The organism is Pedobacter sp. KBW01 (assembly GCF_003852395.1).
GTDB lineage: Bacteria > Bacteroidota > Bacteroidia > Sphingobacteriales > Sphingobacteriaceae > Pedobacter.
The window spans coordinates 18,007-41,576 of sequence record NZ_QAJQ01000034.1; the positions used below are offsets into that span (position 1 = coordinate 18,007).

25 protein-coding genes are annotated in these 23,570 nt (G+C 38.5%); 7 read left to right on the plus strand and 18 right to left on the minus strand.

The window, feature by feature from the left end:
* Positions 1-120: 120 nt before the first annotated feature.
* Together dnaK and DBR40_RS23835 are read right to left on the minus strand one after the other, a co-directional pair.
* On the minus strand, positions 121-1,977 hold the full coding sequence (gene dnaK, locus DBR40_RS23830) for a molecular chaperone DnaK (RefSeq protein WP_124562239.1): 1,857 nt from the start codon (positions 1,975-1,977) through the stop codon (positions 121-123).
* 145 nt (positions 1,978-2,122) lie between these two features.
* Positions 2,123-3,349, minus strand: coding sequence for a glycosyltransferase family 4 protein (locus DBR40_RS23835; RefSeq protein ID WP_124562240.1), 1,227 nt, complete (start codon positions 3,347-3,349; stop codon positions 2,123-2,125).
* 93 nt (positions 3,350-3,442) lie between these two features.
* Here DBR40_RS23835 and DBR40_RS23840 point away from each other — a divergent pair, with 93 nt between their 5' ends.
* Positions 3,443-4,024, plus strand: coding sequence for a tRNA-(ms[2]io[6]A)-hydroxylase (locus DBR40_RS23840; protein ID WP_124562241.1), 582 nt, complete (start codon positions 3,443-3,445; stop codon positions 4,022-4,024).
* 57 nt (positions 4,025-4,081) lie between these two features.
* Here DBR40_RS23840 and DBR40_RS23845 read toward each other — a convergent pair whose 3' ends face one another.
* From DBR40_RS23845 to DBR40_RS23860, 4 genes are all read right to left on the minus strand, one after another.
* Positions 4,082-5,182, minus strand: coding sequence for a DUF3810 domain-containing protein (locus DBR40_RS23845; protein WP_124562242.1), 1,101 nt, complete (start codon positions 5,180-5,182; stop codon positions 4,082-4,084).
* Positions 5,183-5,285: 103 nt separating this feature from the next.
* Positions 5,286-5,678, minus strand: coding sequence for a type II toxin-antitoxin system VapC family toxin (locus DBR40_RS23850; protein WP_124562243.1), 393 nt, complete (start codon positions 5,676-5,678; stop codon positions 5,286-5,288).
* On the minus strand, positions 5,663-5,914 hold the full coding sequence (locus DBR40_RS23855) for a hypothetical protein (protein ID WP_124562244.1): 252 nt from the start codon (positions 5,912-5,914) through the stop codon (positions 5,663-5,665). The genes DBR40_RS23850 and DBR40_RS23855 overlap by 16 nt, the downstream gene beginning before the upstream one ends.
* 34 nt (positions 5,915-5,948) lie before the next feature.
* Entirely contained in the window at positions 5,949-7,283 is a 1,335-nt protein-coding gene (locus DBR40_RS23860; protein WP_124562245.1) for a dihydroorotase, read from the minus strand.
* 209 nt (positions 7,284-7,492) lie between these two features.
* Here DBR40_RS23860 and DBR40_RS23865 point away from each other — a divergent pair, with 209 nt between their 5' ends.
* The 4 genes from DBR40_RS23865 (at position 7,493) to DBR40_RS23880 (ending at position 10,003) form a co-directional block, all read left to right on the plus strand.
* Positions 7,493-8,839, plus strand: a complete 1,347-nt coding sequence (locus tag DBR40_RS23865) for a DEAD/DEAH box helicase (protein WP_124562246.1) — start codon at positions 7,493-7,495, stop codon at positions 8,837-8,839.
* Positions 8,839-9,108 (plus strand): hypothetical protein, encoded by a 270-nt coding sequence (locus DBR40_RS23870; protein ID WP_124562247.1) that lies wholly within the window; start codon positions 8,839-8,841, stop codon positions 9,106-9,108. Before DBR40_RS23865 ends, DBR40_RS23870 begins: the two co-directional genes overlap by 1 nt.
* A gap of 96 nt (positions 9,109-9,204) precedes the next feature.
* Positions 9,205-9,540 carry a gliding motility protein GldC gene (gene gldC / locus DBR40_RS23875; RefSeq protein WP_124562248.1) on the plus strand — a complete coding sequence of 112 codons (336 nt, stop codon included), beginning with the start codon at positions 9,205-9,207 and terminating at the stop codon, positions 9,538-9,540.
* Between the two features lie 61 nt (positions 9,541-9,601).
* Positions 9,602-10,003 carry a hypothetical protein gene (locus DBR40_RS23880; protein WP_124562249.1) on the plus strand — a complete coding sequence of 134 codons (402 nt, stop codon included), beginning with the start codon at positions 9,602-9,604 and terminating at the stop codon, positions 10,001-10,003.
* A gap of 72 nt (positions 10,004-10,075) precedes the next feature.
* Here the strand turns inward: DBR40_RS23880 and DBR40_RS23885 are convergent, their stop codons facing one another.
* Positions 10,076-11,686: a hypothetical protein gene (locus DBR40_RS23885; RefSeq protein WP_124562250.1), complete on the minus strand. Its 1,611-nt coding sequence runs from the start codon at positions 11,684-11,686 to the stop codon at positions 10,076-10,078.
* Between the two features lie 42 nt (positions 11,687-11,728).
* Entirely contained in the window at positions 11,729-12,508 is a 780-nt protein-coding gene (locus DBR40_RS23890; protein WP_124562251.1) for a hypothetical protein, read from the minus strand.
* 340 nt (positions 12,509-12,848) lie between these two features.
* Between DBR40_RS23890 and DBR40_RS23895 the strand changes: the two genes are divergently transcribed.
* Positions 12,849-14,789, plus strand: coding sequence for a sensor histidine kinase (locus DBR40_RS23895; RefSeq protein ID WP_124562252.1), 1,941 nt, complete (start codon positions 12,849-12,851; stop codon positions 14,787-14,789).
* Positions 14,786-15,526 carry a LytR/AlgR family response regulator transcription factor gene (locus DBR40_RS23900; RefSeq protein WP_124562253.1) on the plus strand — a complete coding sequence of 247 codons (741 nt, stop codon included), beginning with the start codon at positions 14,786-14,788 and terminating at the stop codon, positions 15,524-15,526. The genes DBR40_RS23895 and DBR40_RS23900 overlap by 4 nt, the downstream gene beginning before the upstream one ends.
* Before the next feature lie 9 nt (positions 15,527-15,535).
* Here DBR40_RS23900 and DBR40_RS23905 read toward each other — a convergent pair whose 3' ends face one another.
* The 10 genes from DBR40_RS23905 to DBR40_RS23945 form a co-directional block, all read right to left on the minus strand.
* Complete coding sequence (locus DBR40_RS23905; protein WP_124562254.1) at positions 15,536-16,045, minus strand: lipocalin family protein; 510 nt, start codon at positions 16,043-16,045, stop codon at positions 15,536-15,538.
* Positions 16,046-16,092: 47 nt separating this feature from the next.
* On the minus strand, positions 16,093-17,157 hold the full coding sequence (locus DBR40_RS23910) for a hypothetical protein (protein ID WP_124562255.1): 1,065 nt from the start codon (positions 17,155-17,157) through the stop codon (positions 16,093-16,095).
* Positions 17,144-18,799, minus strand: a complete 1,656-nt coding sequence (locus tag DBR40_RS23915) for an NAD(P)-binding protein (RefSeq protein ID WP_124562256.1) — start codon at positions 18,797-18,799, stop codon at positions 17,144-17,146. Before DBR40_RS23915 ends, DBR40_RS23910 begins: the two co-directional genes overlap by 14 nt.
* Positions 18,777-20,288 (minus strand): polyamine aminopropyltransferase, encoded by a 1,512-nt coding sequence (locus DBR40_RS23920; RefSeq protein ID WP_124562257.1) that lies wholly within the window; start codon positions 20,286-20,288, stop codon positions 18,777-18,779. The genes DBR40_RS23915 and DBR40_RS23920 overlap by 23 nt, the downstream gene beginning before the upstream one ends.
* A gap of 1 nt (position 20,289) precedes the next feature.
* On the minus strand, positions 20,290-20,514 hold the full coding sequence (locus DBR40_RS23925; protein ID WP_090770053.1) for a DUF350 domain-containing protein: 225 nt from the start codon (positions 20,512-20,514) through the stop codon (positions 20,290-20,292).
* 6 nt (positions 20,515-20,520) lie between these two features.
* The gene (locus DBR40_RS26780) at positions 20,521-20,694 is read right to left on the minus strand and encodes a hypothetical protein (protein WP_158674124.1); all 174 of its coding nucleotides are present in this window, start codon (positions 20,692-20,694) and stop codon (positions 20,521-20,523) included.
* Positions 20,695-21,939 carry a DUF4178 domain-containing protein gene (locus tag DBR40_RS23930; RefSeq protein WP_158674125.1) on the minus strand — a complete coding sequence of 415 codons (1,245 nt, stop codon included), beginning with the start codon at positions 21,937-21,939 and terminating at the stop codon, positions 20,695-20,697. It abuts the gene before it with no gap.
* A 71-nt stretch (positions 21,940-22,010) separates the two neighbouring features.
* Positions 22,011-22,364, minus strand: a complete 354-nt coding sequence (locus DBR40_RS23935) for an S-adenosylmethionine decarboxylase family protein (RefSeq protein WP_124562355.1) — start codon at positions 22,362-22,364, stop codon at positions 22,011-22,013.
* 69 nt (positions 22,365-22,433) lie between these two features.
* Positions 22,434-22,829, minus strand: a complete 396-nt coding sequence (locus tag DBR40_RS23940) for a hypothetical protein (RefSeq protein ID WP_124562259.1) — start codon at positions 22,827-22,829, stop codon at positions 22,434-22,436.
* Positions 22,830-22,850: 21 nt separating this feature from the next.
* A complete protein-coding gene (locus tag DBR40_RS23945) occupies positions 22,851-23,330 on the minus strand; it encodes a methylated-DNA--[protein]-cysteine S-methyltransferase (protein ID WP_124562260.1) in 480 nt (159 codons plus the stop codon).
* Positions 23,331-23,570 lie beyond the last annotated feature (240 nt).

Below are 23,570 nucleotides of genomic sequence, written 5' to 3' on the forward strand. Positions count from 1 at the left end.
AAGGAATTGAGCAAACATACTTTCGCTATATGCGAATAAAACTCTGCAATAATCTTATGCAATTCTGTGAGACCCTGAAACAGGTTTAGGGTGACGACCGATTCAACTGAAAACTGTTAACTATTCGATCTTCTTGCCTTTCATCGCTGTCGAAATAGCCGCATCCATTACACGCTCTGCAAATGGACGGGTAAACTCGTTCAGTTCATCGGCTTTTTTCAAAATGGTATCTTTTTCTTGAGTGGATAGTGCGGTTTTCAGTGCCTCGATGTGTGCCACGGTTTCTGCAATTTCAGTTTCAGATAAATGTTCTGCATGTTTTTTGATAAAACCTTCAGCTGTGTAAACCAATTGTTCACCTTCGCTTCGGGCTTCAATCAGCATGCGCTGTTGTACATCGCTCTGTGCGTGTTCAATACTATCTAAAAGCATTTTTTCAACTGTATCGTCGCTTAAGCCATAACTTGGGGTAATTTCAATCTCCTGTTTAACACCCGATCGAAGCTCAATAGCCTGAACGGTTAAAATGCCATCAGCATTAAGCAAGAAGTTGATATCTACTTTGGGCAAACCTGCCGGCATAGCCGGAATGCCTTTTAAATCAAACTCAGCAAGTTTACGGTTTTCTTTTACCAGATCGCGCTCGCCCTGGTAAACCGATATTTTCATGTTTACCTGACCATCAATAGAAGTGGTGTACTGCCTGCCGGCTTTGGTTGGCACCTTGCTGTTGCGGGCAATAATTACATCCATTAAACCGCCCATGGTTTCGATACCCAATGAGAGTGGGGTTACATCAAGCAATAAAATATCCGAGCGGTTTCCGGCCAGTACATCAGCCTGGATGGCAGCACCTAAAGCTACTACTTCATCCGGGTTAATATTATCCTGCGGAGTTTTACCAAAGAAATTTTGGACTTGCTGTTTTACAAATGGTGTGCGGGTAGAACCACCTACTAAAATCACCTCATCAATATCAGCTGCTGTTAAATCAGCATCTTTTAAGGCATTTTTGCATGCCGTAATGGTTTCTTCAACCTTAGCTGCAATTAATTGTTCGAATGTTTGCTTATCGAGTGTGCACCAGATTTCACCAACTTTCTCATTGAATAAATTCTGGCTTGATAGTGCTTTTTTTGCAGCCTCAGCCTGTAGCCTTAGCGTTTGCATTAAAATATTATCCTTGGCCAGGGTAGTAACATCAAGTTTGTTTTGTGCAATCCAGTAATCTAAAATTGCCCGGTCAAAATCGTCGCCACCTAAATAAGTATTTCCATTTGTAGCCAATACTTCAAAAATTCCGTTCTGGATTTGCAGGATGGAAACATCAAAAGTACCACCGCCCAAATCGTACACGGCAATGGTTTTTTGTTGCGTAGGGTCTAAACCAATTCCATAAGCCAAACTGGCTGCGGTAGGTTCGTTTACAATACGCATTACATCTAAGCCAGCCAGTTTTCCGGCATCGCGGGTAGCCTGGCGTTGACTATCGTTAAAGTAGGCTGGAACAGTAATTACAGCACGGTTAACGGGTGTTTTTAGCGCATGCTCGGCCCTTGCTTTAAGCTCTTTCAGTATTTCGGCCGATAGCTCAATAGGGGTATAGAAACGATCGCCTGCATGGATTTTTACCAGCGCATCGGTATCATCGTCAATAATTTTGTAAGAAAATGTAGCGGCATGATCGGCTACATCTTTGTAAGAGCGGCCCAATAATCGTTTAACCGAAAATATGGTGTTCGATGGGTCGGTGGTTAAAAATTCTTTGGCCTCGTTGCCTACAACGGCTTCGTTCTGGCTGTTGAAATAAACTACCGATGGCACCAAAACGCCCTTGCCCGAATCGTTAATTACCTGAGGGTCTTTATCTGGGTTAATAAATGCAACCAAACTGTTGGTTGTACCTAAATCAATTCCGACGATAATTTCTTCCTTTTGAAACGAACCTGTAGCAAGGTTAATCGATATTTTTGCCATAGCCGCAAATTTACAATATTGTTCCTAGGTTTCAGAACCAGAATGTTTTTTAAAAGTCAATTAGTTTTTGGTTGGAAGTCGGAAGTCCGGAGTTAGGTGTATTATTGCCTTGAAGTTTTATACAGGTATATCTTCGGACCCCTGACTATTTATTCTTCTCCTCAATCCAAAGGCTCATGTATTTTGTGCTCTGAAGGGTATGGTGGTTTAAGATCTGCCCCATAAAATTAGCCTGACGGTGTTTAGGTAAGTTTAACAGCAATTTAGTTATCTTCTGCATAAAATCATCGGCAAAAGCCGTGGAGGCGTAACGCTCGTTGATGATTTGAACACCATGCTTTTGTGCTTCCTTCCATTCGGCTTCGTTTTGGTAAAGGAGTGAGGCCTGTTCTGCGAAAGTGCTTAAATCATCTTCAACAATCCCATTCCAGGAAAGGTTGCCTTTCATGGCTTCGGCGCCAACTGTTGTGGTTACTGATGGTGTACCTACCTGCATGGCATCGATAAACTTGCCCTTAACGCCAGCGCCAAACTGGATCGGTGCAAGTAAAACTCTATGTTGGGCTATGGTTTCCTGCGCATTTAAAGTTCGGCCCTTAATGAAAAATTTTTCAGCCTTATTTTCAAGTTGTAGTACTTTTTGAGAAGGGTAGGCGCCATAAATATTCAATTTAGCTTCCGGAAGTTTTTTGCGTAGCAAGGGCCATACTTTGGTTTTCAGGGTTTGAACGGTATGCCAGTTGGGTTCGTGCAGAAAGTTTCCAATGAAAACAAAATCGGCTCTATCTGTAAAGGGAATCCAATTTTGAATGGTTGTGGCAGTAATTTCTTGTTCTAAGAATGGCAGGTAATAAAGTAAGCTGGCATCAATTTTAAATTGTTCTTCGAGTAGCTTCATCTCTATTTCTGAGATAATCAAAGAAAGATCGCAGCGGAGGATGGCCGCAATTTCGCGTTTGGCTGTATCGGAAAACAGGTTTAGCGTTTCCTGCTTTTTGGAACTTTGCTGACGTGCCTGGCGAAGAAAATGTAAATCTTCGGTATCTAAAATTCGTAGGGCATCGGGACATTCCTGTTGTACGCGCCAGCCGTATTGTTCTTCAATCATAAAGCGATCGAATAGCACAATGTCGGGGTTAAGTGCTTTTAAAAAGCTGTTGAAACTTTCGTTGTTTAACTTAATTTCCTGCTCAATTACACTTGTATTGCTGAAATCATAGCTGAAATCGCTTTTCGATGCTGCCGAAGCAAAGGTGATCTGGTAGCCTTTGGCCAGAAATAAATCAACCAGCTGGATCATTCGGGTTCCTGCTGCCGATGAAGCAGGCTCAGGCCAAACCAATCCAATAATCAATAGTTTCTTAGCACTCATATTTTAAAATTTATGCAAAATAAACTGTTTTTAGCTCACAATTTTAAATGCGGGTGATTATTTCTAATTTTGCGGTTCGAAGAGAGAAACCACATGCTAGGATTAAAATTGTTGACAGACCCGCGTTGGGCAAATATTGCTGAATCGAATTTAGAAGAAATTTTATCCGACCATGCCTGGTGCGAACAAAAAGCAGCCAGTAACGCCATTACCCTAATAACGCAAAACTCTGAGCACCAAGATCTGGTAGATGAGTTAACAGCTATTGCTATTGAAGAAATGCAGCATTTTCAGATGGTGATTAACATAATTAAGGATCGGGGATATACTTTGAGTCGTGAGCGTAAAGATGATTACGTTGGCAGGTTGGTAAAATTCAGCAAAAAAGATGGTAGCCGTAACCAGGCTTTTATCGATAGACTTTTGTTTGCTGCGATGATCGAAGCCAGAAGCTGCGAACGTTTTCGCGTACTTTCTCTAAACATTAAAGATAAGGAACTAGCTAAATTCTACCACGAATTAATGGTATCTGAAGCTGGTCATTACACTACTTTCTTAAATTTTGCCCGTAAATACAGCATCGATGTTGATGTTGAAAAACGCTGGAAAGAATGGCTGGATTTTGAAGGTGAACTGATTCAGAGTTTCGGTAAGAAGGAAGCGATACACGGTTAAACCAGTTTTCAGTTTACATACTTAACTGGTAACTGTATATTGTTAACTGTTAACTAATCAATTTGTATGCTTAACTGGCAACTGCGTATTGTTAACTGCTAACTGAGGCTTATAAATATTCCACAGCCAGATAACGATATCCTGGTAGCTATCTATACCTTTTTTCTGGTTATTGAGTTTTAGGAAACGATCGAAAGCAGCATCCATATAGCCAAACATTTGTCCGTTATATTTACGCCAGAACTCTTTTTCTGCTTTAAAATCGGCTATAACCTGGGGCAATAGCTTGTCATAGAGTATTTTATAATCATCGGGTGCTTTCATCCTGATTTCGAAAAGGATATACTTGAGCATTTCGTAATTAGCTGAGTACTGGTAATTTAAATCAGGACTGTTGCTCGCCGTTAAATAGCCTAAAAGGTTGGCTTCATCTTCGTAAGCAATACCCAATTGATGCGCAATTTCATGGCAGGAAACGTATGGTTTAACAAAATCAGGCAGGTTGGTGTTCATATTGGCCTCGCCCGATAATGGCGCGTAATACCCCTCGATGCCTACTTTACTAATAACCCAAGGACTTAAGACTGCTTTTAAACAAGGATTCGAATACCTGAACAAAGGGTTTTTCTTTTCCATTAAATTGTAGGCCTCAGCTGATGTTTTTTCAAGATCGACGATCTTATAAGTGGGAACTTTGGTCTGCTTCAGTTTTAATGCGTTAGTTTTATCTACAAAATAATTACCCAGTTGTACCAGTTCTTTTACCGTGTATTTTTCATAACCAATGCCCAGCTCTTCGCTAACACTTGGCCTATTATAGTTTAAACCCCAAACTATTTTGAAGATGATATACAGCAACAAAAAGAAATTGAATACCTGCAAAGGAATAATAATGCGATCTTTCTTTTTTAGAGATTGACGCCTTTTATAAAACCGGAAGATTTTGTACAACACAAAGCCAATCAGAACGGCATAAATGATATCGCCAATGGCAAATGGAAAAATGCCAGATATATACCTTAATGCAGATGAAATGTAAGGGTAAAAGCCAGTTGAGTAATATTTTTGAACTGAAGAGGGAAAGAAGCCAAAAACATAAATCAAGATAGTTAAACCAAGCAGTACCGTTGATTTAATAATTACAGCACGTTTAGTCATTGTTTACTGATAAATACTTTTTTAGGGGATAAATAAATATAAAACCGTTGGTTAACTCTGGATTTGTTCTCCTAAACAAATATAAAAATCTTCCTGACGTTGTCTAATTGCCAATCAATTTAACATTTTCAATATTTTCAAAATGCTTGTGATTAAGCATATCGAAATATAAATTATGAGCAATGGCCGTTGCAGCAATAAATAAATCCGCCTTATCGATGCTCTTGCGTACCTTTTTAAGATTACTTTGAATTTCTACAGCGGCTAAAGCGGCATCATTATCGAATGGGAATATGATAAAGTTAGAGAGCATTGTTTCCCAAAAAAATATGCTGTTTGCCCTTAGCTCCCATGTAAATTTCAAATTCTGTAATGCTTGAAATGCACAAGTTTTCATACTGTTGAGATAAAGCAAATAACCTTGTTTTTGATTTGTCTTTTTTCGAAAATAATCAATCAATATGGAGGTGTCGACCATTGTTATTTGGTTCGCCATTCATTTATAGATTTTCTTGTTTCCTCGATTTTTTGAATTTGCTCATCAGAAAAGACGGGGCCTTTTAACAGGGAATCTGAAAATTTTGTTCCATACTTAACCAGCGGCTCTTCAGCCATAGTTATTGCATTAAACTGTTTGTATTTTTCTGTTAAACTGGCAACAAAATCCCAAACCTCCTGCTTCATGTTAGAAGGAAGTGCAGAAATTTCAGAAAATAATTGTGCATCTGTCATTGCAAATTTGTTAACCTAAACAAATATAACAAATCTATCTGGTAAATGTTAACCGCTTACCTACCTGGTCGGTAGTGAATTTTCCTTTAGTATAAGCCAGGTTTCCTGATACAAAAGTATGGGTAACACTTGCCTTAAAAGTATCTCCATCAAAAGGGCTCCAGCCGCATTTATAAAAATTGTTCAACTTGGTTACTTTCCACGGGTCGTTTAAATCAACCAAAACTAAATCTGCCCAATAACCTTCACGGATAAAGCCCCGTTTCTCGATATCGAAGCAAATGGCAAGGTTATGTGCTGTTTTTTCAACAATTTTTTCCAGCGAGATTTTGCCCTGCAAATGCATTTCCAGTAAAGCAGGTAAAGCATGTTGTACCAGCGGACCGCCTGAAGGTGCCTGCGCGTAAGCTTGTTGTTTTTCGGCCAGCGTATGTGGTGCGTGGTCGGTCGCAATTACGTCGATATTATCGTTCAAAACACCAGCTAAAATGCCTTGCTGATCTGTTTCGGTTTTAACGGCAGGGTTCCACTTAATAAAATTGCCTTTTTCGGCGTAATCCTTATCGTTAAACCAAAGGTGGTGCACACAGGCCTCGGCGGTAATTTTTTTGTCTTTTAAAGGAATGGTATTGTCAAACAGCGCAATTTCTTTAGCTGTCGAAATGTGGAGAATGTGCAAGCGTGTTTGGTAGCGTTTGGCCAACTCTACCGCTAAAGAAGATGATTTATAACAAGCCTCTGTACTGCGAATCAGTGGATGCATTTCTATGGTTAAATCGTCGCCATATTTAGCTTTAAATTCGGCCAGGTTATGGCGAATAGTTGCTTCATCTTCGCAATGCGTAGCAACAAGGATAGGTGCCTTGCTAAAAATGTGTTCTAAGGTTTTTTCGTTATCAACCAGCATGTTCCCGGTTGAAGAACCCATAAAGACCTTAATTCCGCAAACATTTTTCGGATCGGTTTTTAAAACCTCTTCAATATTATCGTTACTGGCCCCCATGTAAAACGAGTAGTTTGCTAATGAAGTTTGCGCCGCAATATTGTATTTATCTGTAAGCAATTCTTGAGTTAAAGTATTTGGAACGGTGTTAGGCATTTCCATAAAAGAAGTAATCCCACCGGCAACGGCTGCCATACTTTCTGTGAAAATATCGGCTTTATGGGTTAATCCCGGCTCACGGAAATGTACCTGGTCATCAATCATACCTGGTAAAAGATATTGGCCCTCGGCATTAATTTCCTGTGCATCGTGTGCAGCAATGTTTTGGCCTATTTTGGCAATAAATCCATCTTTAATTAAAACATCGGCAACAATTTTTTGTCCCTCGTTTACAATTGTAGCAGCTTTTATCAGGTAAGTATTCATGATTTCAAAGGTAGTAATTTGGTGTTTATTTTGCGAGTATCAAGATACAAGTATCAAGATTTTAAGCTTAAGAAAAATTACTGTTAGGAGTTTTGGAGCTATAGATTGGTTTGCATTGCCAGTTTTTAAGGCTTTAGATTGGTGATTGGGATCAAACCTTCCACCTTATACCTTCAAACCCTCAACCTTAATCACTATCTTTGTGCGCTATGGCAAAATCGTTCGAAGACTTTAAGTTAAACAGGCAAATTTTAAATGCTGTGGCCGATGCCGGTTACACCGTTGCAACACCAATACAGGAAAAAGCAATTGCACCGATATTATCTGGACAGGATATTTTTGGTATTGCCGAAACCGGTACCGGAAAAACCGCTGCCTTTGTATTGCCCATTTTAATGCAGTTAAAATATGCGCAGGGCGAGAATATCCGTGCGTTGATATTATCGCCAACCCGCGAACTGGCCATGCAGATTGAAGAACAGGTAAAACTATTTTCTACTTATACAGACCTGCGCTCGCTGGTAATTTTTGGTGGTATTGGGCCAAAAACACAGAAAGAGCAGCTGGCGAAAGGTGTCGACATCCTGATTGCCACACCGGGTCGTTTCCTCGATTTATATTTAACAGGCGATATTAATACTCAAAGCTTAAAGTTTTTGGTGCTAGATGAGGCCGATAAAATGATGGATATGGGCTTTATTGGCTCTATACACCGTATTTTGGAAATAGTACCGCGTAAGCGTCAAAACTTATTGTTTTCTGCAACGATGAGCGATCTGGTTCAGAAAATTGCCGGCGATTTCCTGAAAAATCCAACCATTATTGAAACTGCACAACAGGCAACCCCTGCAGCAAATGTAACGCAAGCACTTTATTACGTTCCGAATTTTAAAACGAAATTAAATTTACTGCAAAACTTGTTGAAGAACGACGAAGCGTTTAACCGCTTAATTATTTTCTGTAAAACCAAAACTGTTGCCGATAACATTTTCAGTTTCATTGAGCGCAGGTATGGAGCAGAAAATGTTCGGGTAATACATGCAAATAAGGGGCAGAATACGCGTATTAACTCTATAAACAGTTTTAAGGAAGGTAATATTCGTGTTTTAGTAGCAACAGATGTGGCCAGCAGAGGGATTGATGTGAGCGATGTAAGTCATGTAATTAATTTCGATGTGCCGATTATTATCGAAGATTATGTACACAGGATTGGGCGTACAGGAAGGGCTTTTGCTAAAGGTGATGCAATAACTTTTGCTACAGATGGAGAAAAATATTACATCCGCAAAATAGAAAAGTTAATTCGCCAGTCTATTCCGGTTGAAGCCATTCCAGATGGGGTTTTTATTGAAGAAACAGCTTATGAGGAACGCCAGCACATAGCCAAAGAGATCGATTTGCAAAAGCGTAAAGAAGATCCTGATTTTAAAGGTGCTTTTCACGAAAAGAAAAATGCTAAGGCTATAGAACAAAAAGCAAGGGATAAGGCAAAAGCAAAAGCTGGTAAAGAAATTAAAAGCTTCAAAAAAGGTAAACGCTTTGATAAGAAAAAGTAATGAAATTAAAAATTACGCCCTTAAATATTGTTAGTGCTGCAGCAGTTTCATTTTTAGTACTTGCTATTTTAGATGGAAAATCACCTGGACGTGATTTTGAGGTAAGAGTATTTTATAAACTTATTTTAGGCTGTTTGGTTGCTGTTACCTTTATTACGGATCTTATTTTTCGTTTTACATTAAAAGATATTAAACGGATCTGGCTAATCGAATCTATTTTTATTGTGATTACAGCAATCTTGATGCTAATATTACAAAAAGTACTATAATACAAAGGCGAAGTATTTGGTAAATTCATCATCTTTGCCCCGAATAAAATACTGATAAATCTGTGCAATCTATTTATCAGCGAAATCAATATTAAAATGAGAAAAGCAGAAATTAAAATTACCGTTGAGTTAGACGATAACAATATGCCAGAGAATATTCTTTGGGAAAGTACCGATGCACAAACGAAAGACCAGGTGCCTGTTAAATCGATGATTTTAGCCCTTTGGGATCATAATTATAAAAACTCAATGCGTATCGACCTTTGGACGAAAGATATGCCTGTTGATGAAATGAAACGTTTTTTCTACGAAACTTTACAAACCATGGGCGATAGCTTTTTAAAAGCGACCGGCGAAACCCTGATTGTAGAAGATTTGCGCGACTATTGCGCTCACTTTGCAGATAAAATGGGCATTATTGAAGGGCAATAGTTTAGTTGGCAGTTTTCAGTTAGCAGTTAGCAGTTCCAAATATATTAACACAAACAATAAAATGTTAGTTGTAAAAAAAATCAATGCCTATATCGGCTTAATTCTGGGGGGCATTGCCATAACCATTGCTCCAATGTTAAAGGTGCCTGTTAAGGGTAATTGGAATTTATATCAGGCAGACCCGCGTTTGCTTTATATTTCTTTGGGGATTTTAGCTTTAACGGCTTTGTTCCTGTTTGTAAGGGCTTTACGCATGTTCAGGGTAATGGCTATTGTAGCGTTAATTTGGAGTGCCATAATGGCGGCAGCTGTTTGGTTTAAGGTTCATAATTACTTTGGATCTAAATTTTTTGATAAAGTGCTGTCTAAAACCATCCATTTTCAATGGGGCTGGATTGTATTACTGGTAGCCGTAATTTTATTGGCCACCAGTGTTAAAAAAGAGCGACTGGAGGTAAAATAATATCAAAGCAAAATGCCGATAATTATTAAGTTACCGGCATTTATTTTTGAAACGCAAGGTTGTGCCGGATAATTAATTGTTCCCTTTTTTTCTATTAATTTGTTCCAAACCTTGTATGAGTATATCGCCTACCTTTTGGATATCGGCCGAGGTTTTAGCATCTTTTTCGGCTTTTAAACGTGCCCGTTCTTCAGCTTCCGCTTTTTCGTGTCGCTGCTGTGCAAGCAATGCCTCCTGTTTTTTGCGTTTGTTTTCAATGTCCTTTTCTTTCGAGTAGATTGAAATGTAATACATGCGCGATTTATCAAATTGCTTATCGCTATAATTTACAATGACTTTCGATTTAGGGTCTTCTGCATTCTTTAACAAATCAGCTTTCAATTTTTCGTAATAAGCCTTATCACCGGTGCTGAAATAAATAATGCGCGACCAGGTATCACTCAGTTGGTATTCGTAGCTAACATAACACAAAGAATCAGCTGGCGATTTGAAATAAAAATCGTGAGGGTAAGCCCCTGCATTATAAGTCATATTTCTATTTGGCCAGTCAACCTTAATCGAAGTCAGATAATTTTCGGCCAGGAAGGTTTTTAATGTTGCCTTTTCCATGTTAAGGTAGTAGCCTACCAACGAAGATGCATCTATGGGGTCGGTATTTTGGTAGCGGGTAGCAATGTCGGTAACGTAAGGAGAAACAGTAAACCTGATGTATTTCTCTTTATCGTTATTGGTGCATTTCAGGTTATTTTTACTGTAAATTAGATCACCTTCTTCATCTCCTTCACCGCCGTCTGTCCAATTATTTAGGCGGAACCATTTTTTAATTTTGTTGTGTACCAGCGGATCGGTAAAACTAAAGTCAATAGCATTCAGTTTTTGGTATTTGTTGCTGGAAACGGTTATAGAGGTGCCCTCAGCAAACATGTAAGTTGTGGTATAGCCATTAACGTTCGAAATTCCTTTACCTTGATAACTGGATAAAATAGTATTAGATGATTTATAAAGAAATTTCATGCCCTGGCCATTTAAAAATTGAACCACGCTTTGTCCGGCTTCTTCGGGGTTGTTATGAACGGTTAACGAATCGGTATTAAATATCTTTGTTCTGATGGGTAAAACAAAGTAATCGGTTTTACTCAGGTTAATTGCATAAGTTAATTTTGTGTTATCTTCTCCGCTACTTCCCATTTCGCCTACATCGGCAATTAAATTGTTGTTTAAGTATAGGTTTGGGCTAATTGGCTGCCATTTACGGTATCCCAGCATCTTTTCAAGCGCGAGAAAACCTTCTTTCGGAACATCATTAAGGTACCAGTCAATACTCTGTACCTGGTCGCTGGCATTGGCGCGTATGTCTACCTGTATCTTGTGACTGCAAATGAGTGATGTACGCACCTGTAACAGTTTTCCTATTTGTTCGCCATTTTTCCGGTTATCGTATATCGATTCTTCCTCAATACTTTCCATCTGCACACCCATTGCTTTCAGTTCGTTGCTAATCATTCGGCTCGCCTGCTCCGTATTGGCACGAAGGAGCTCAATGGCTATACTTTTGGTCGCCACCTGGGGCGTATTGTTTTTTTTGGTTTTAACAGGGATTACTGTTTTTTTTACCTGGGCGCTGGTCTCTGTTACTATGCAGAATAGCAACAATGTAAGGCCGTTTAGAATTAAACTTTTCATGGCTTTAATGAATTGATTATAGTTCTCGTACACGTTATTGTACTATCTTATTTTTAAAAGCGAGTAAACAGCCTTGAGCATGGCTAGCTGTTCGGCCTTATGGCCATTCTCCGCCTCGATATTGATATAAGGAATTTTGTTTTTGGCACAGTAAACCGATAAAGAGCCATCATCAGTAGGATTGTCGCTTTGCAAAACCACGTTTTCGTTTAAACCTTTTAAATAATTGAAATCGTTTAGCGTTGTTACCAGAAAAAAATCATCTAAATCTTTGCCCTCGGCCTTGAAAAAAGCCTTGGCTTCCTGATGGTATTTATTTGGTTTGATGTAGTCGGTTAATGAAAGCGCACCCTCGTTGGTGTTATTGTGTATGGAGATGATGTAAGTATTCTGATTTCGGGCAACGTAGGCTTTTAAAAGGTCAGCAGAAAAAGTTTTGATTTGTTTAATAACAGCTGCAGGAAATTTAGTTACTCCGCTATTATACTTTTTCAGCGTACTGTCAATCCCAATATCAGAAAAAATACGATTGGGGTCAAAGTCATAATTTTTGTTGTTAACGTTACAGGTTAAGACGCGTACATTATTCTGGTGTATCTCAAAAAGATTGAAGCTGGTGTCATTGGGTAAATCGTTAAAAGCATCAATTGCCGTATTTTCATTGTCGTGTAGTGATAGGAGAGTTGCAATACCTGCTTTATTTTCTTTGTATTTAGCTACACAGGTTTTTGTACCCAACCGAAAAGAAATATCGGAGTTTAACGTAAATGCGGTAATTATGGCCAGATTTAATAAGAGGGCGCTAATTAAGATCTTTTTCATTTTGCTTGGTTTTTATGGCAAAGCGTTAATCATAATCTATGCTGTTACTGAAAATAGTTGTTTTTTGTACGATTTAATTTACAATCAAATTTAAGATAACAATTTTCTCTTAAGCCTACAATTGAGTGAAGTATCTGATTTTTATTGTGAACTACGCATTATACCATGTGTAGTAAGAAAATGCTGTGGCAGCAGTGCTTTTAGGAGTTTGATGATAACATTTAAACATAAAATGACAGGTTTCGCAAGACTAAAATAACAGCTCACTCATTTATAATGTTTATTGTAGTTTTTCTAATTAACTTTAAATTTAGGTATCCGTTTAGGATTTTTTAGCAGGATGATTATAAAAAACAGCTCTTTAATCACTTTCTTCATTTTTGTTTCTGCCATTTTAGGTAACAGCTTTTATTCAATGGCTCAGCCTGTTGTAAAACCTGTTATTGTAAAGTACGAGACAAAAAAGGTCAGCCTGATCAATAATTCCTTTTACGCTGTTTCCAAAAAGGAATATAAAACCCCAAATCAACTTAAAACCTTAAAATGGCATCTGCTGGACACCACTTTGCAGGATGGTGAGTTTGCCGATACCGTAAGGCAATTCTGGCTAAATTTTAGCACAATAAGCGCATTAGAGAAAGATACCACACTGATTTTAAAACTGGGCAACAAAAACGAAGAATCGCTGCTGTATGAGCTTAAACAAAACCAACTGGTGCTGGTTGGGCGTACCGGTTTTGGCTCGCGTATCAGCGATTTATCTGTTAAAGGTGATTATTGGCGATTAAACGTGCCGGTTAAGAAACAAAGTGTACAGCAATTTTATCTCCTAATCAATAAGTATCAATACAATGTTGCTCACCAATACCCTTATTTAGAAACTTTTGATACGGCATACCAAGAGAAAGTAGAAGAACTAATCAGTGCCCCGGCTAGTTTTAGGAACTTGAAATTGTGGGTGGCAGGTTTTTATTTTGCTGTATTTGTTTACTGTTGCTTAAAGTTTTTTTTGCAGCGCAGGCTTAAATCCTACCTGTATTGTGCATTAGCCTCTATTTCACTTTTTTTAAGATATTCTTTACAGGTTGATGCGTTGGTGATGGAAACAGATTGGTTGCCCTGGCTCAATAATGATTTTATTTTCCTGCTGTCTTTTATCCCCCAAAGTATTTTTTATATCCTCTTTTTGAGCGAATTTTTACAGGTTAAACAAAATAAGTGGCTAAATATATATCTGAAAATATGCCTGCTGCAATGGTTACTGATGTTGATTATCATGCCCGTTCACTTTGTTTGGCCAGAGCAAAGTATCATAACCAAGATATTTTGGAAATACAATGCGTTGCCCTTTTTGGTATTACTGATTTGGTTAAGTTATTACACCCGGCCAAAACCCAACAGGGGATATTTAAAATTTGCATTTATAGGTCTGGTTACCCTCGCAGTAGCATTTATTTTTGTTGTTGCGCCCAGGTGGTTGTTTGCATTGGCCTCTTTGCCCGGCTGGTACCATCATTTAAACGCGCAATACGATTTAATAACGCTGGCATTTGTAGTCGATACCATTTTATTTTTAACTGCGCTTGCTTATAAAGACAGGCTTGATGAACTGGAGCGGATTAACCTGAAAATAAAAAATACCGAAAACGAGCATAAAATTTTACGCTTGCAAATGAACCCACATTTTATTTTTAATTGCTTAAATTCAATTAATTTATATATCGAACAAAATGATAGTGCCTTAGCTTCCGATTATCTCAGTAAATTCTCTCAACTCATGCGCTTATCGCTGGTACATTCACGGAAAGAAAAAGTAGTCCTCACCGAAGAGATTATTACGCTAAAGCTATACCTCGAGATGGAAAGTATGCGATTTAAAGGTAAGTTAAACTATGTTTTTGATATCGATGATAACGTTGATGCTGATTTTATCGAGATTCCACCCATGCTAATACAACCTTATATCGAAAACGCAATCTGGCATGGCCTAATGCACAAAAAGCAGGGCGGAAAAATTAGCATTAAAATTAGTCAGGATTTTACCACACAAACTTTAAATATAACGATCGAAGACAATGGAATAGGGCGGGTAAAAGCGGGCGAGCTGAATAGCAAGGCTGCAGAAAAAGATAAATCGTACGGCACTTTAATTACGAGCGAGCGTATAGCCGTTTTTAATAAAAAATTTAATGCCAATACCCAGGTTCATATACAAGATTTATACAACGAAAACAACGAAGCTGCGGGTACCCTAGTTTCCATTAACCTCCATCTGGTATGAAGCGCTTAAACACCATTATTATCGACGATGAGGAAGATAGCGTTAATCTGTTACGCATCCAGCTTCAAAGGCATTGCCCCGAAATTGGCGAAATCCATACTTTTAACAGCCCGTTAAAGGCCTTGCAGGAAATTGATCAGTTAAAGCCCGACCTGCTTTTCCTGGATATCGAAATGCCCGAACTTAATGGTTTCCAGTTTTTAGAAAAACTTACACCGATAAATTCTAGTGTAATTTTTATTACTGCATATAACGAATTTGCCTTAAGGGCATTCAGGTTTAGTGCTTTGGATTATTTGGTGAAACCGGTTTACATTAACGATTTAATTGATGCGGTAAATAAAGCTGTTAACACCATTAAACCTTCTGATGCACAATTTGATCTTTTTCAGAAACAATTTTATCTCGAACGGATTAATAAAATAGCAGTAAGCTCCTTAACAGGCATTACGTTCGTAAATCTTGACGACATTCTGTACGTTGAGGCTAGCAGTAATTACTCTATTTTGGTTCTATTGGATGGGGAAAAGGTAATTATCTCTAAAACATTGAAAGATGTACAGGGAATTCTGGAGAACAGAAACTTCTTTCGTATTCACCGTCAATACATCATCAACCTCCATAAAGTAAAACACTTCAATAAAAACGATTGCCTGCTAACCATGGAAAATAATAAACAGTTGCAGGTAGCCCGAATTCAAAAAGATAAGCTAATCGAAAGATTTGGCCTGGTTTAAGGTCATAAGCTAGCCCCTTTCGTGTTGCTGGGAGGTAAGTTTATCTACATCGTAACCTTTTGCCTTGCACCGGGCAACAATTTCGTCGTGGGTTTTCTTCGGCATAACCTCATTACGACTCATGATGAATAAGAATTTATGATCTGGGTGACCAACAACCACGTATGAATAATCGCTGGCCAGTTCAATAATCCAGTAATCAACCTTTATGGGCCATATAAACTGTGCCTGGAGCTCACCATTATCTCCCTCCGCAGAAGGGAATATTTTAGAATTTCTTGAATATATCTTTTCATCGCCGGGCTTTTTGTAGGTGGTTACCACATCATAATAGCCGGTTTTGTTCAGGGTATATTTAGTAGTGGTTTCACGGCTGCCTCTATCGAAAATAGTTGGGATAGAATATAAAGAATACCAGGTTCCGGCATATTTCTTTAAATCCAGCTTTGCAACAGGTGTATTTTTATCAACGGGCGAATAACCTAGTAACACAAACAGTAATAAGCAAATCGTTTTCATCATACCAGAGTTTGGTATTATTTACGAAACCGGTTAAAAAACAGATCTTAGAATTTGTTTTTAGCTTTCCAGATAAAGCCGTCGAGTACATAATGCGTGGCCTGTGGTAATGCCAAAAGCGGAACGAGGAGCGAAAGCAGTTCGCTGCTGGTTATTTGCGGTAAGGTTGTAAAAGGTTTAAATACTGCCTGGTGTTCTTTCCATACCAAACCATCCCACAGACCTTCTTCCAGGTAGGCGAAGAGGATTAAAATGAACAGGAAATAAAATATCCCCGATTTGCCAAAACTAAGGGCTATGATTTTATTTTTAACAGTGGTTTTATCTAATTTTTTCTTCTCGAAAAACCAAATGAGGGCCATATACGGAATGCCATGCGAAACGACATTCAAGGTGGTGAAAGCCATATCGCCGTTAAAATAAACGATTCCGAAATACCAGGACAGGAATGTTCCGACAACGATTAAATTCCGTGGAATATTAACCCATTTCTGTTTAATAACCACCGATAACTCTTTTATGATGTATATGGCAATAATGGCAAGGTATACCATTCCCGAACCTTTTAAAAGTGCATCGTTTTTAAAGGAAAAGAAATCGCCTTCTATAAACCAGTTGAAATGCCTGGCCGTACTGAGGTGCCAGAAAAGCAGTGGATACAGGGTTGCGGTATAAATGGCCACTTTATCGATAAGCTGCTGAACAGGCGAAGCTTTTTCATTGCGCGAATACAAACGCATAAAACCATATTGCTGCCTGATGAAATGATAAACCGCCAGGTAAGCCAGGATTCTCCAAAACCATAAAGCATCAAAATGGTAAATCATTACCCCTGTAGCATAGCAGGCCACCGGGATGGCAACAAGCAAAGTATATTGTTTCTTAAAATTACCAAGATTAAAATAGGTACGGTATAAAGTGCTGTACACATGCGCGACATCAATAAAAACAATTAAAAATACCCAATAAGCCAATGGAATACCCGCAGAATTTTGAAATTGCGAAGGAAAAAGTAAAACCAGAAGCAAAGAAAAAAACGGAGGCGACAGGATGAAAACAACATCACTTACACGCGAATTTAGCCAGGGTTGATTTGAATTAAGATCTGCCATTCAGTACCTGTTTTGCTGCATTTATACCTTGATGAAAAGCTTCTTCAAAAATAGAAACTCCGCTTAAATCACTGTGGGCAAAGAAAATTTTATCGTCAATGGATGTCTTTGCTTTTGCTAAATTTTCACTCCAGATAAAATCCTTCGCAGGTGCAATCATGCCGTGACCCCAAACCCAAAAATCAATATTTTCAATTGCTTTGGTAATGCCCGGATGTATTATTTCAAGCTCGGGGATAACGATATCCAGCCATTGCTCATAATTTCTGGAGTAAGCAGCCAAACGGGCAATTGCAGGTTCGAAATCGCAGAGAGGGAGGTAATAGGTAATTACTTTTTTATCTTCCGAAAGTTTCAGATGTTGTTGTGCCGAATTCACGTAGCCAACGGATGGGGTATTGTAGGCTACATTATCCCAGCAAAGGTTTATCCCTTTCGATTCTGGTAATTCGTTGATGGTAATGTTGGCAATTAGCCATGGCGAATAGCTAAAAGCCTTATAATCTATATTGCGGTCAAAATTTTTCAGTAAACGGTCGTTTACAAACTGTGGTGCGCATAGTATAATTTTTTCGGCTTCTAAATTTTCGGTAACCTGTGTATTTGCATTAAATGTAGTTATCAGCGTATTTCCATTGGCCATAGGTTTTAAATCGTAACACAGTGTAGAAGTTTTAATGTGATCTTTTAACGGGCCGGCCAATTGTTTCATAATCCAGCCATTGCCTTCGGGCCAGGTTAAAATCGCGTTTTGCTCTGCATTGGCGGCTCTGCCCCTGCGTGCAGCGAAATAATGCAGGCCTGCCCAGGCCGATATATGCGTTATCTTTTGGCCATAATCATCTTTACAGGCATAGTTTAGGTACCAAAGCAGGTATTTAGAATGGTAACCCTTTTCTTTCAGGTAAGTCTCGAAAGTAATCTTATCCAGTTTTCTGTAGTTTTCATCATTCGATGAGGTACTTAAGGGGATATTAAACAAAAAATTACCATCGCTACCTTTGGTATTTTTAAGCTGATCAACCTCTGATAAAAAGCGTCTGATTTCCTTTTTGTCTGCAATGGGCACACCAAAATCGGGAATTAAACCTTCCTGCCATTCGCCGTTTATTAACAACCTTTCTTCCGGATCGAAAGTTAAATAGTAATCGTTGTAGTAGGGTAGCTGACCTTCAAAGTGGGTAATAACATTAATTTCCTGTAAAAAATCAATCAGTAAAGCATCGTCGTTATTGGCTACAGTGATGTAATGCGCACCGAGTGGATAAGCCGCTATTTTATTGGTGCCATAATATGAATTTCCTCCTGTATGTTTTTCCAATTCCAGGATTTCGAAATTTGTTTCGCCATTCTTTTTGAGCCATCGCCCGGCTGATAAGCCCGAAATACCACTTCCAACAATGAGAGTTTTTACTTTCCTTGTCTTTTTTACTGCAGGTAATTTTATTTTATCACGCAAAATATGGCCAGCTTTCGCATCCGGACCTTGTAAGGTTCCCTTAATATTGTAGCCTGCCGACCGTATTTTTTTATAACAGCCGTTTAAAAAAATGCCGCCCGTAATTAATCCAATCCTCAATAAAAAAGAGCGACGCTTTAAATAGGCCGATAATTCATCCTTATAAAACGTTTGCCCACTCATCTTCAAAGTACTTAACTAAAATTTGGTTGTTAAGCTTATTTACATCGGTTTCTACTTTGCCCATATCTTTAGGGAAATAGAGCATTAAATCTAAACTTTCTTTCGATATGAACTTTAAACCCGGTAAATATTGCTGCGGTTTTTTATATACATTATCGGGTTCGGTAGCCATAATGTAGCCCCACTCACCAAATGATGGAACATAATTGTGATAAGGGATTGTTTTTAAACCAACACTTTCTAAAGTTTTGTTTACCGTCCAGAAAGATTTTGGCGCAACAAAGGGCGAGGTAGACTGGATAACCATCAAACCTTTTGGGGCAATAATACCCTTAACCAGCTTGTAAAATGCATTGGTATAAAGTTTTCCAACGGCATAATTAGATGGATCGGGGAAATCGATCACAATAAAATCGAATTTCCTGTGCTGTGCTTTAATCCAGCTAAAGGCATCGGCATTAATTACTTTTACTTTTGGCGATAGCAGCGCATTTTTATTAAGCCCAAGCAAAATTTTGTTCGACTGGAAGAGGCCTGTCATTCCCTTATCTAAATCTACCAACGTTACCGAGTCTACATTTGGATATTTTAAAATCTCTCTAACCGCAAGGCCATCGCCGCCACCCATTACCAAAACATGTTTGGCAAAAGGTAAAGCCTGCAAGCCTGGGTGTACTAAAGCCTCGTGGTAGCGGTATTCATCGTCAGAGCTGAATTGGAGGTTGCCGTTTAGGAAAAGTCGTAAAACTTTGTTTTTTTTGGTTAAGATTATGCGCTGATAAGGAGTGCTTTTCGAATAGATAATGGTATCGCTATAAGTCTGGCTTTCAGAAAAACTGGTTATTTTATCGGCATAAATGAACCCGGCAAGTAATGCTATAATACTTATAAAAGAAGCGCTTTGCAGGTATTTTGAAGCCCTGATTTCTGCTTTAAAACTTAAGCAAACAATCAATGCTACGGCAACGTTCAACAGCCCAAATAAATAGGCTGTTTTTACCAGACCCAGATGTGGGATTAGCAGCAGCGGGAAGATTAACGAGGCCAGTAGTGCGCCAATATAATCGAAGGTGAAAACTTTCGAAACCAGATCTTTAAACTCATAGCGGTCTTTAAGGATGCGCATGAGTAATGGGATTTCTAAACCAACCAGAATACCGGTAAGACTTACAAAACCATACAGCACTATCCTGAAGGAAGCAATGCTTTCGAAGACGAGGAACAATACGGTTGAGCTAAAGCCACCAACCAGCCCAACCAGGATTTCAATTTGAATAAACCACGACAGGATATTCTTCTCAAAATATTTAGATACCCACGAGCCTATGCCCATCGAAAAAAGGTAAACGCCAATGATAGTCGAAAATTGGGTAACCGAATCGCCGAGCAGGTAGCTAGCCAGGGTGCCGGCAATTAACTCGTAAATTAAGCCACAGGTAGCAACAACAAAAACTGAAATTAATAAAAGTGCAGGTAACTTTTTGTTCATGCTAACTGTGAATGGCTGAGCTTATAATAATTGCAATAGCAATAATAAAGGCTGCAAAAACAATGGCTAAAGCTAAATTTTGCTTTTCGAGTATTTCTTTCCAAAGGTTTTCGGGCGTAATTTTTTCGATAATCCAGAATGCAATAAAGAGTACAACAATACCCAATATAGAGTAAACCAGTGATGCAATAATGTACTTGATGTTGATTAGTTCGTTTAAGCTCATAATTTTTTATTTATGGTAAAATCTGTTTACATGGCCACTGTGACCTTTACTTCCATTAAAATCAGTGTTTTTTTCTACGTTATCCTGGTAAAAGGCATGACCACGGAGACCGCTATAGCCATAAAAACCTAAAATAATCAGGAGTACAATGAGGTAATATTTAATCGGTTTTAAATTCATTTAGTCTCCTTCTACAAAGGGTGAAAAATCGCTGTTGTTCCATCTTCTTTTCTCGTAATTGCGCATTAAATACCAGCAAATGGCCGGGAAAATGCAAAGCAGCAGTATGGTAATCAGTGTGTTGCGAAACATGCTTACATTCGTTGTGGCCCTGATGTAAAGGTTATTCCGGTAAACATCTCCGGATGATGGATATACATTTAAGTGGTATTTGCCTTTTGGTATATCTGATAAAAGAACGGATTCTTTGGTTGAGCCTTCCGACCAGCTTTCGCCATCCTCTACGCCATGGTAATATTCTATGCCTTTACTTACTTCCCAGGTTCGGTTATCGGCTTCATTAACCAGTACAATTGTGGTTTCGAGCCAGTTATTGTCAACACCCGAAGCAATTTCGAACTCAATATTCGATGATTCATCATCAATAGCAAAGGAAGGGGTGATAAAAGATTTGAAAGCATCGGCACCTCCTTTGGCATCGTAAGTGATTAAAAAATCGTCGTTTATTAATTCTTTTTCCGGCTTAACCGCACTGAAAAGCAAATGCAAAAGCAAAACTGCAATTATGGCTATGCCGGTTATTTTTAAAGAGGAGGTCCACCTGTCGAAAGCTTTAGATGGCTCATTGGCGCCAATGCCAATCTGCTCCGGAAGACTGCTTTTATCCAGATTAAATGCCTTAGCAATTTCATCTCTGGTGAGATATTCGCCTATGTAGTAGTTAGTAAGATGTTCAGATTTATTAATCACCTCTTTAACAACCATAAATGGGGGAGCGATATACTCGGTAGCTTTAACCTTTTCATTCACCACGTCCCAATCCACTTCGCCAAGCATGGCCGTAACTACTGGTGTGTACCTGTTAAAAAGTTTGTATTCTACGTCTTTATAGCCAATACTCACACCATAAGATACAGGTTGTTTATAATCGGGGAGAAAGTCTTCGCCTGCGATGAAATTCCAATGTCCGTTAAATTCGGATAAGGTAACATAGCCCTGATCATGGCTTGTTAAAATATATTCCCTCCAGTGGTAACTCGTACCTGCTTCTTTCTTTTCGAGGTAGGCAATTATTTTTAAATCGATGCCATGTACGTTTGTTGTTGAGCCTAATTTTAAAACCGGAGATTTTTCAGGTTTTTCTAATTTCCTGTTCAGCCTTGTTTCTGCCCTTGTAAAAATATGTAAGTAAGAAAAACAAAAGGGGCAAACTACGTATTCACTTTTAGCCGGTTCGTAGAGCACAATATTTTGTTTGCACTTGGAACAAGATATTGTTTCCGACAATCTAAAAAATGATTTAACTGAATTTTCCATTAACGCGCAATTTCAGTTTTTTGCATTTCCTTACCTTCAAAAAAGTGCAATACAGCATCGTAAATATCCTTAACCTTTTGGGTATTATCTTTTTGGTAATTCGATAGAAAGATATCGAAGGTAGCCAGTTTAAACTCTGGCCAGGTATGGATAGATAAATGAGATTCGGTTAAGCAGATTACAGCGGTAAAACCTCCATTAGGGAAGTTGTGATAAACTTCTCCTACTTTTTCAAGGTTTTTACCGGCAATTAGTTCGTTAAAAAGATCTTTACAGTCTTGAAAGGAAGAGAGTTGTTCGGCTTTTTCAGAAGAAAACTCAGCTAAAATATGTAATCCTGGATTGTAGGTCATTGAGCGTTTGGTATCTTTCAAAATTAGAAAAGTATTTTCAAAGTAAGCATTAGAAACATGAATTTAAATTTATATGCTTTTTCCGGCAATAAAATGATCTTCTACATCTTCTTCAAGCGGGATATAAATCCTTTCCCATTCATTGCCATCTACAATTTCCCAGGTGTGCCCAACTCCTTTTGTGTCGTTTGCAATTAAGATAATACCCGGTTCAATAATAAAAGTTTCGCCGTTGCTCACGGTAAAACGCAGTTTACCCTTCAGTGTAAGTACATATTGCCGGCATGGGGCAGGATGGGGGATTTTCTCCAGGGTTGAAACATCGGTTTGTGCAAAGAAATAACCGGCATTAATGTGTTGGCGGATGGGAATCTTGCCTATTTCAAAAGTGCATTTGTCGTTTTCTGTATTAATTAAACGGATGGCTTTAAGGTAATTTGGGGTATCGGCTAGTGCTGTATTCATCTGCAAATAAAAAGTATTGGTTTAAAATTTTAGTTCTGTTTGTCCGCGTTGCATTACTTCACTTTCGTGTTGCAACAACCATTTTTTACGCCATAAGCCGCCTGCATAACCCACCAGTTTACCATTGCTGCCAATAACCCGGTGACAAGGTACTACAATGGCAATGTTGTTTTTACCGTTAGCGGCTGCAATGGCACGGATAGCCAATGGCTGATGTGCCGAAAATTTAGCATAGGATGTGGTTTCTCCATAAGGGATAGCCAATAAATTTAGCCAAACGTCCTGCTGAAACTCAGTCCCTTTCTGTTTCATGGGGAAATTGAAATGCTGTAGTTTGCCATTAAAATAATCTTTTAATTGCTGGGCAACCTTTTGTGTGAGCGGGTTTTCTGGTAATCCGGTAATATCTTTTTCGGCAAAAGTAACGGCATACACAAATTCTTCATCGGCAAGGATAGTAATTTGGCCAACCGGCGATGCTATAACTGATGCGTAGTTCATATTTTTCATTTTTTCTGCCACAGATTTTGCGGATTGACACGGATTTTTTAACTATTGATAATATGCTTCGAACAAAAGCGATCTGTGTTTTTTCTTTTTATCTGTGGTTCTAATTTTTTCTGTGTAATTCTGTTTTCCGTGCCTCGTGACTAAATTATTAGTAGCCAACATCTCAAACAAAATTACAACAATACAACAATTTAAGCGTGCAATATTTATCAATAAAAGTATCTTTGCGGT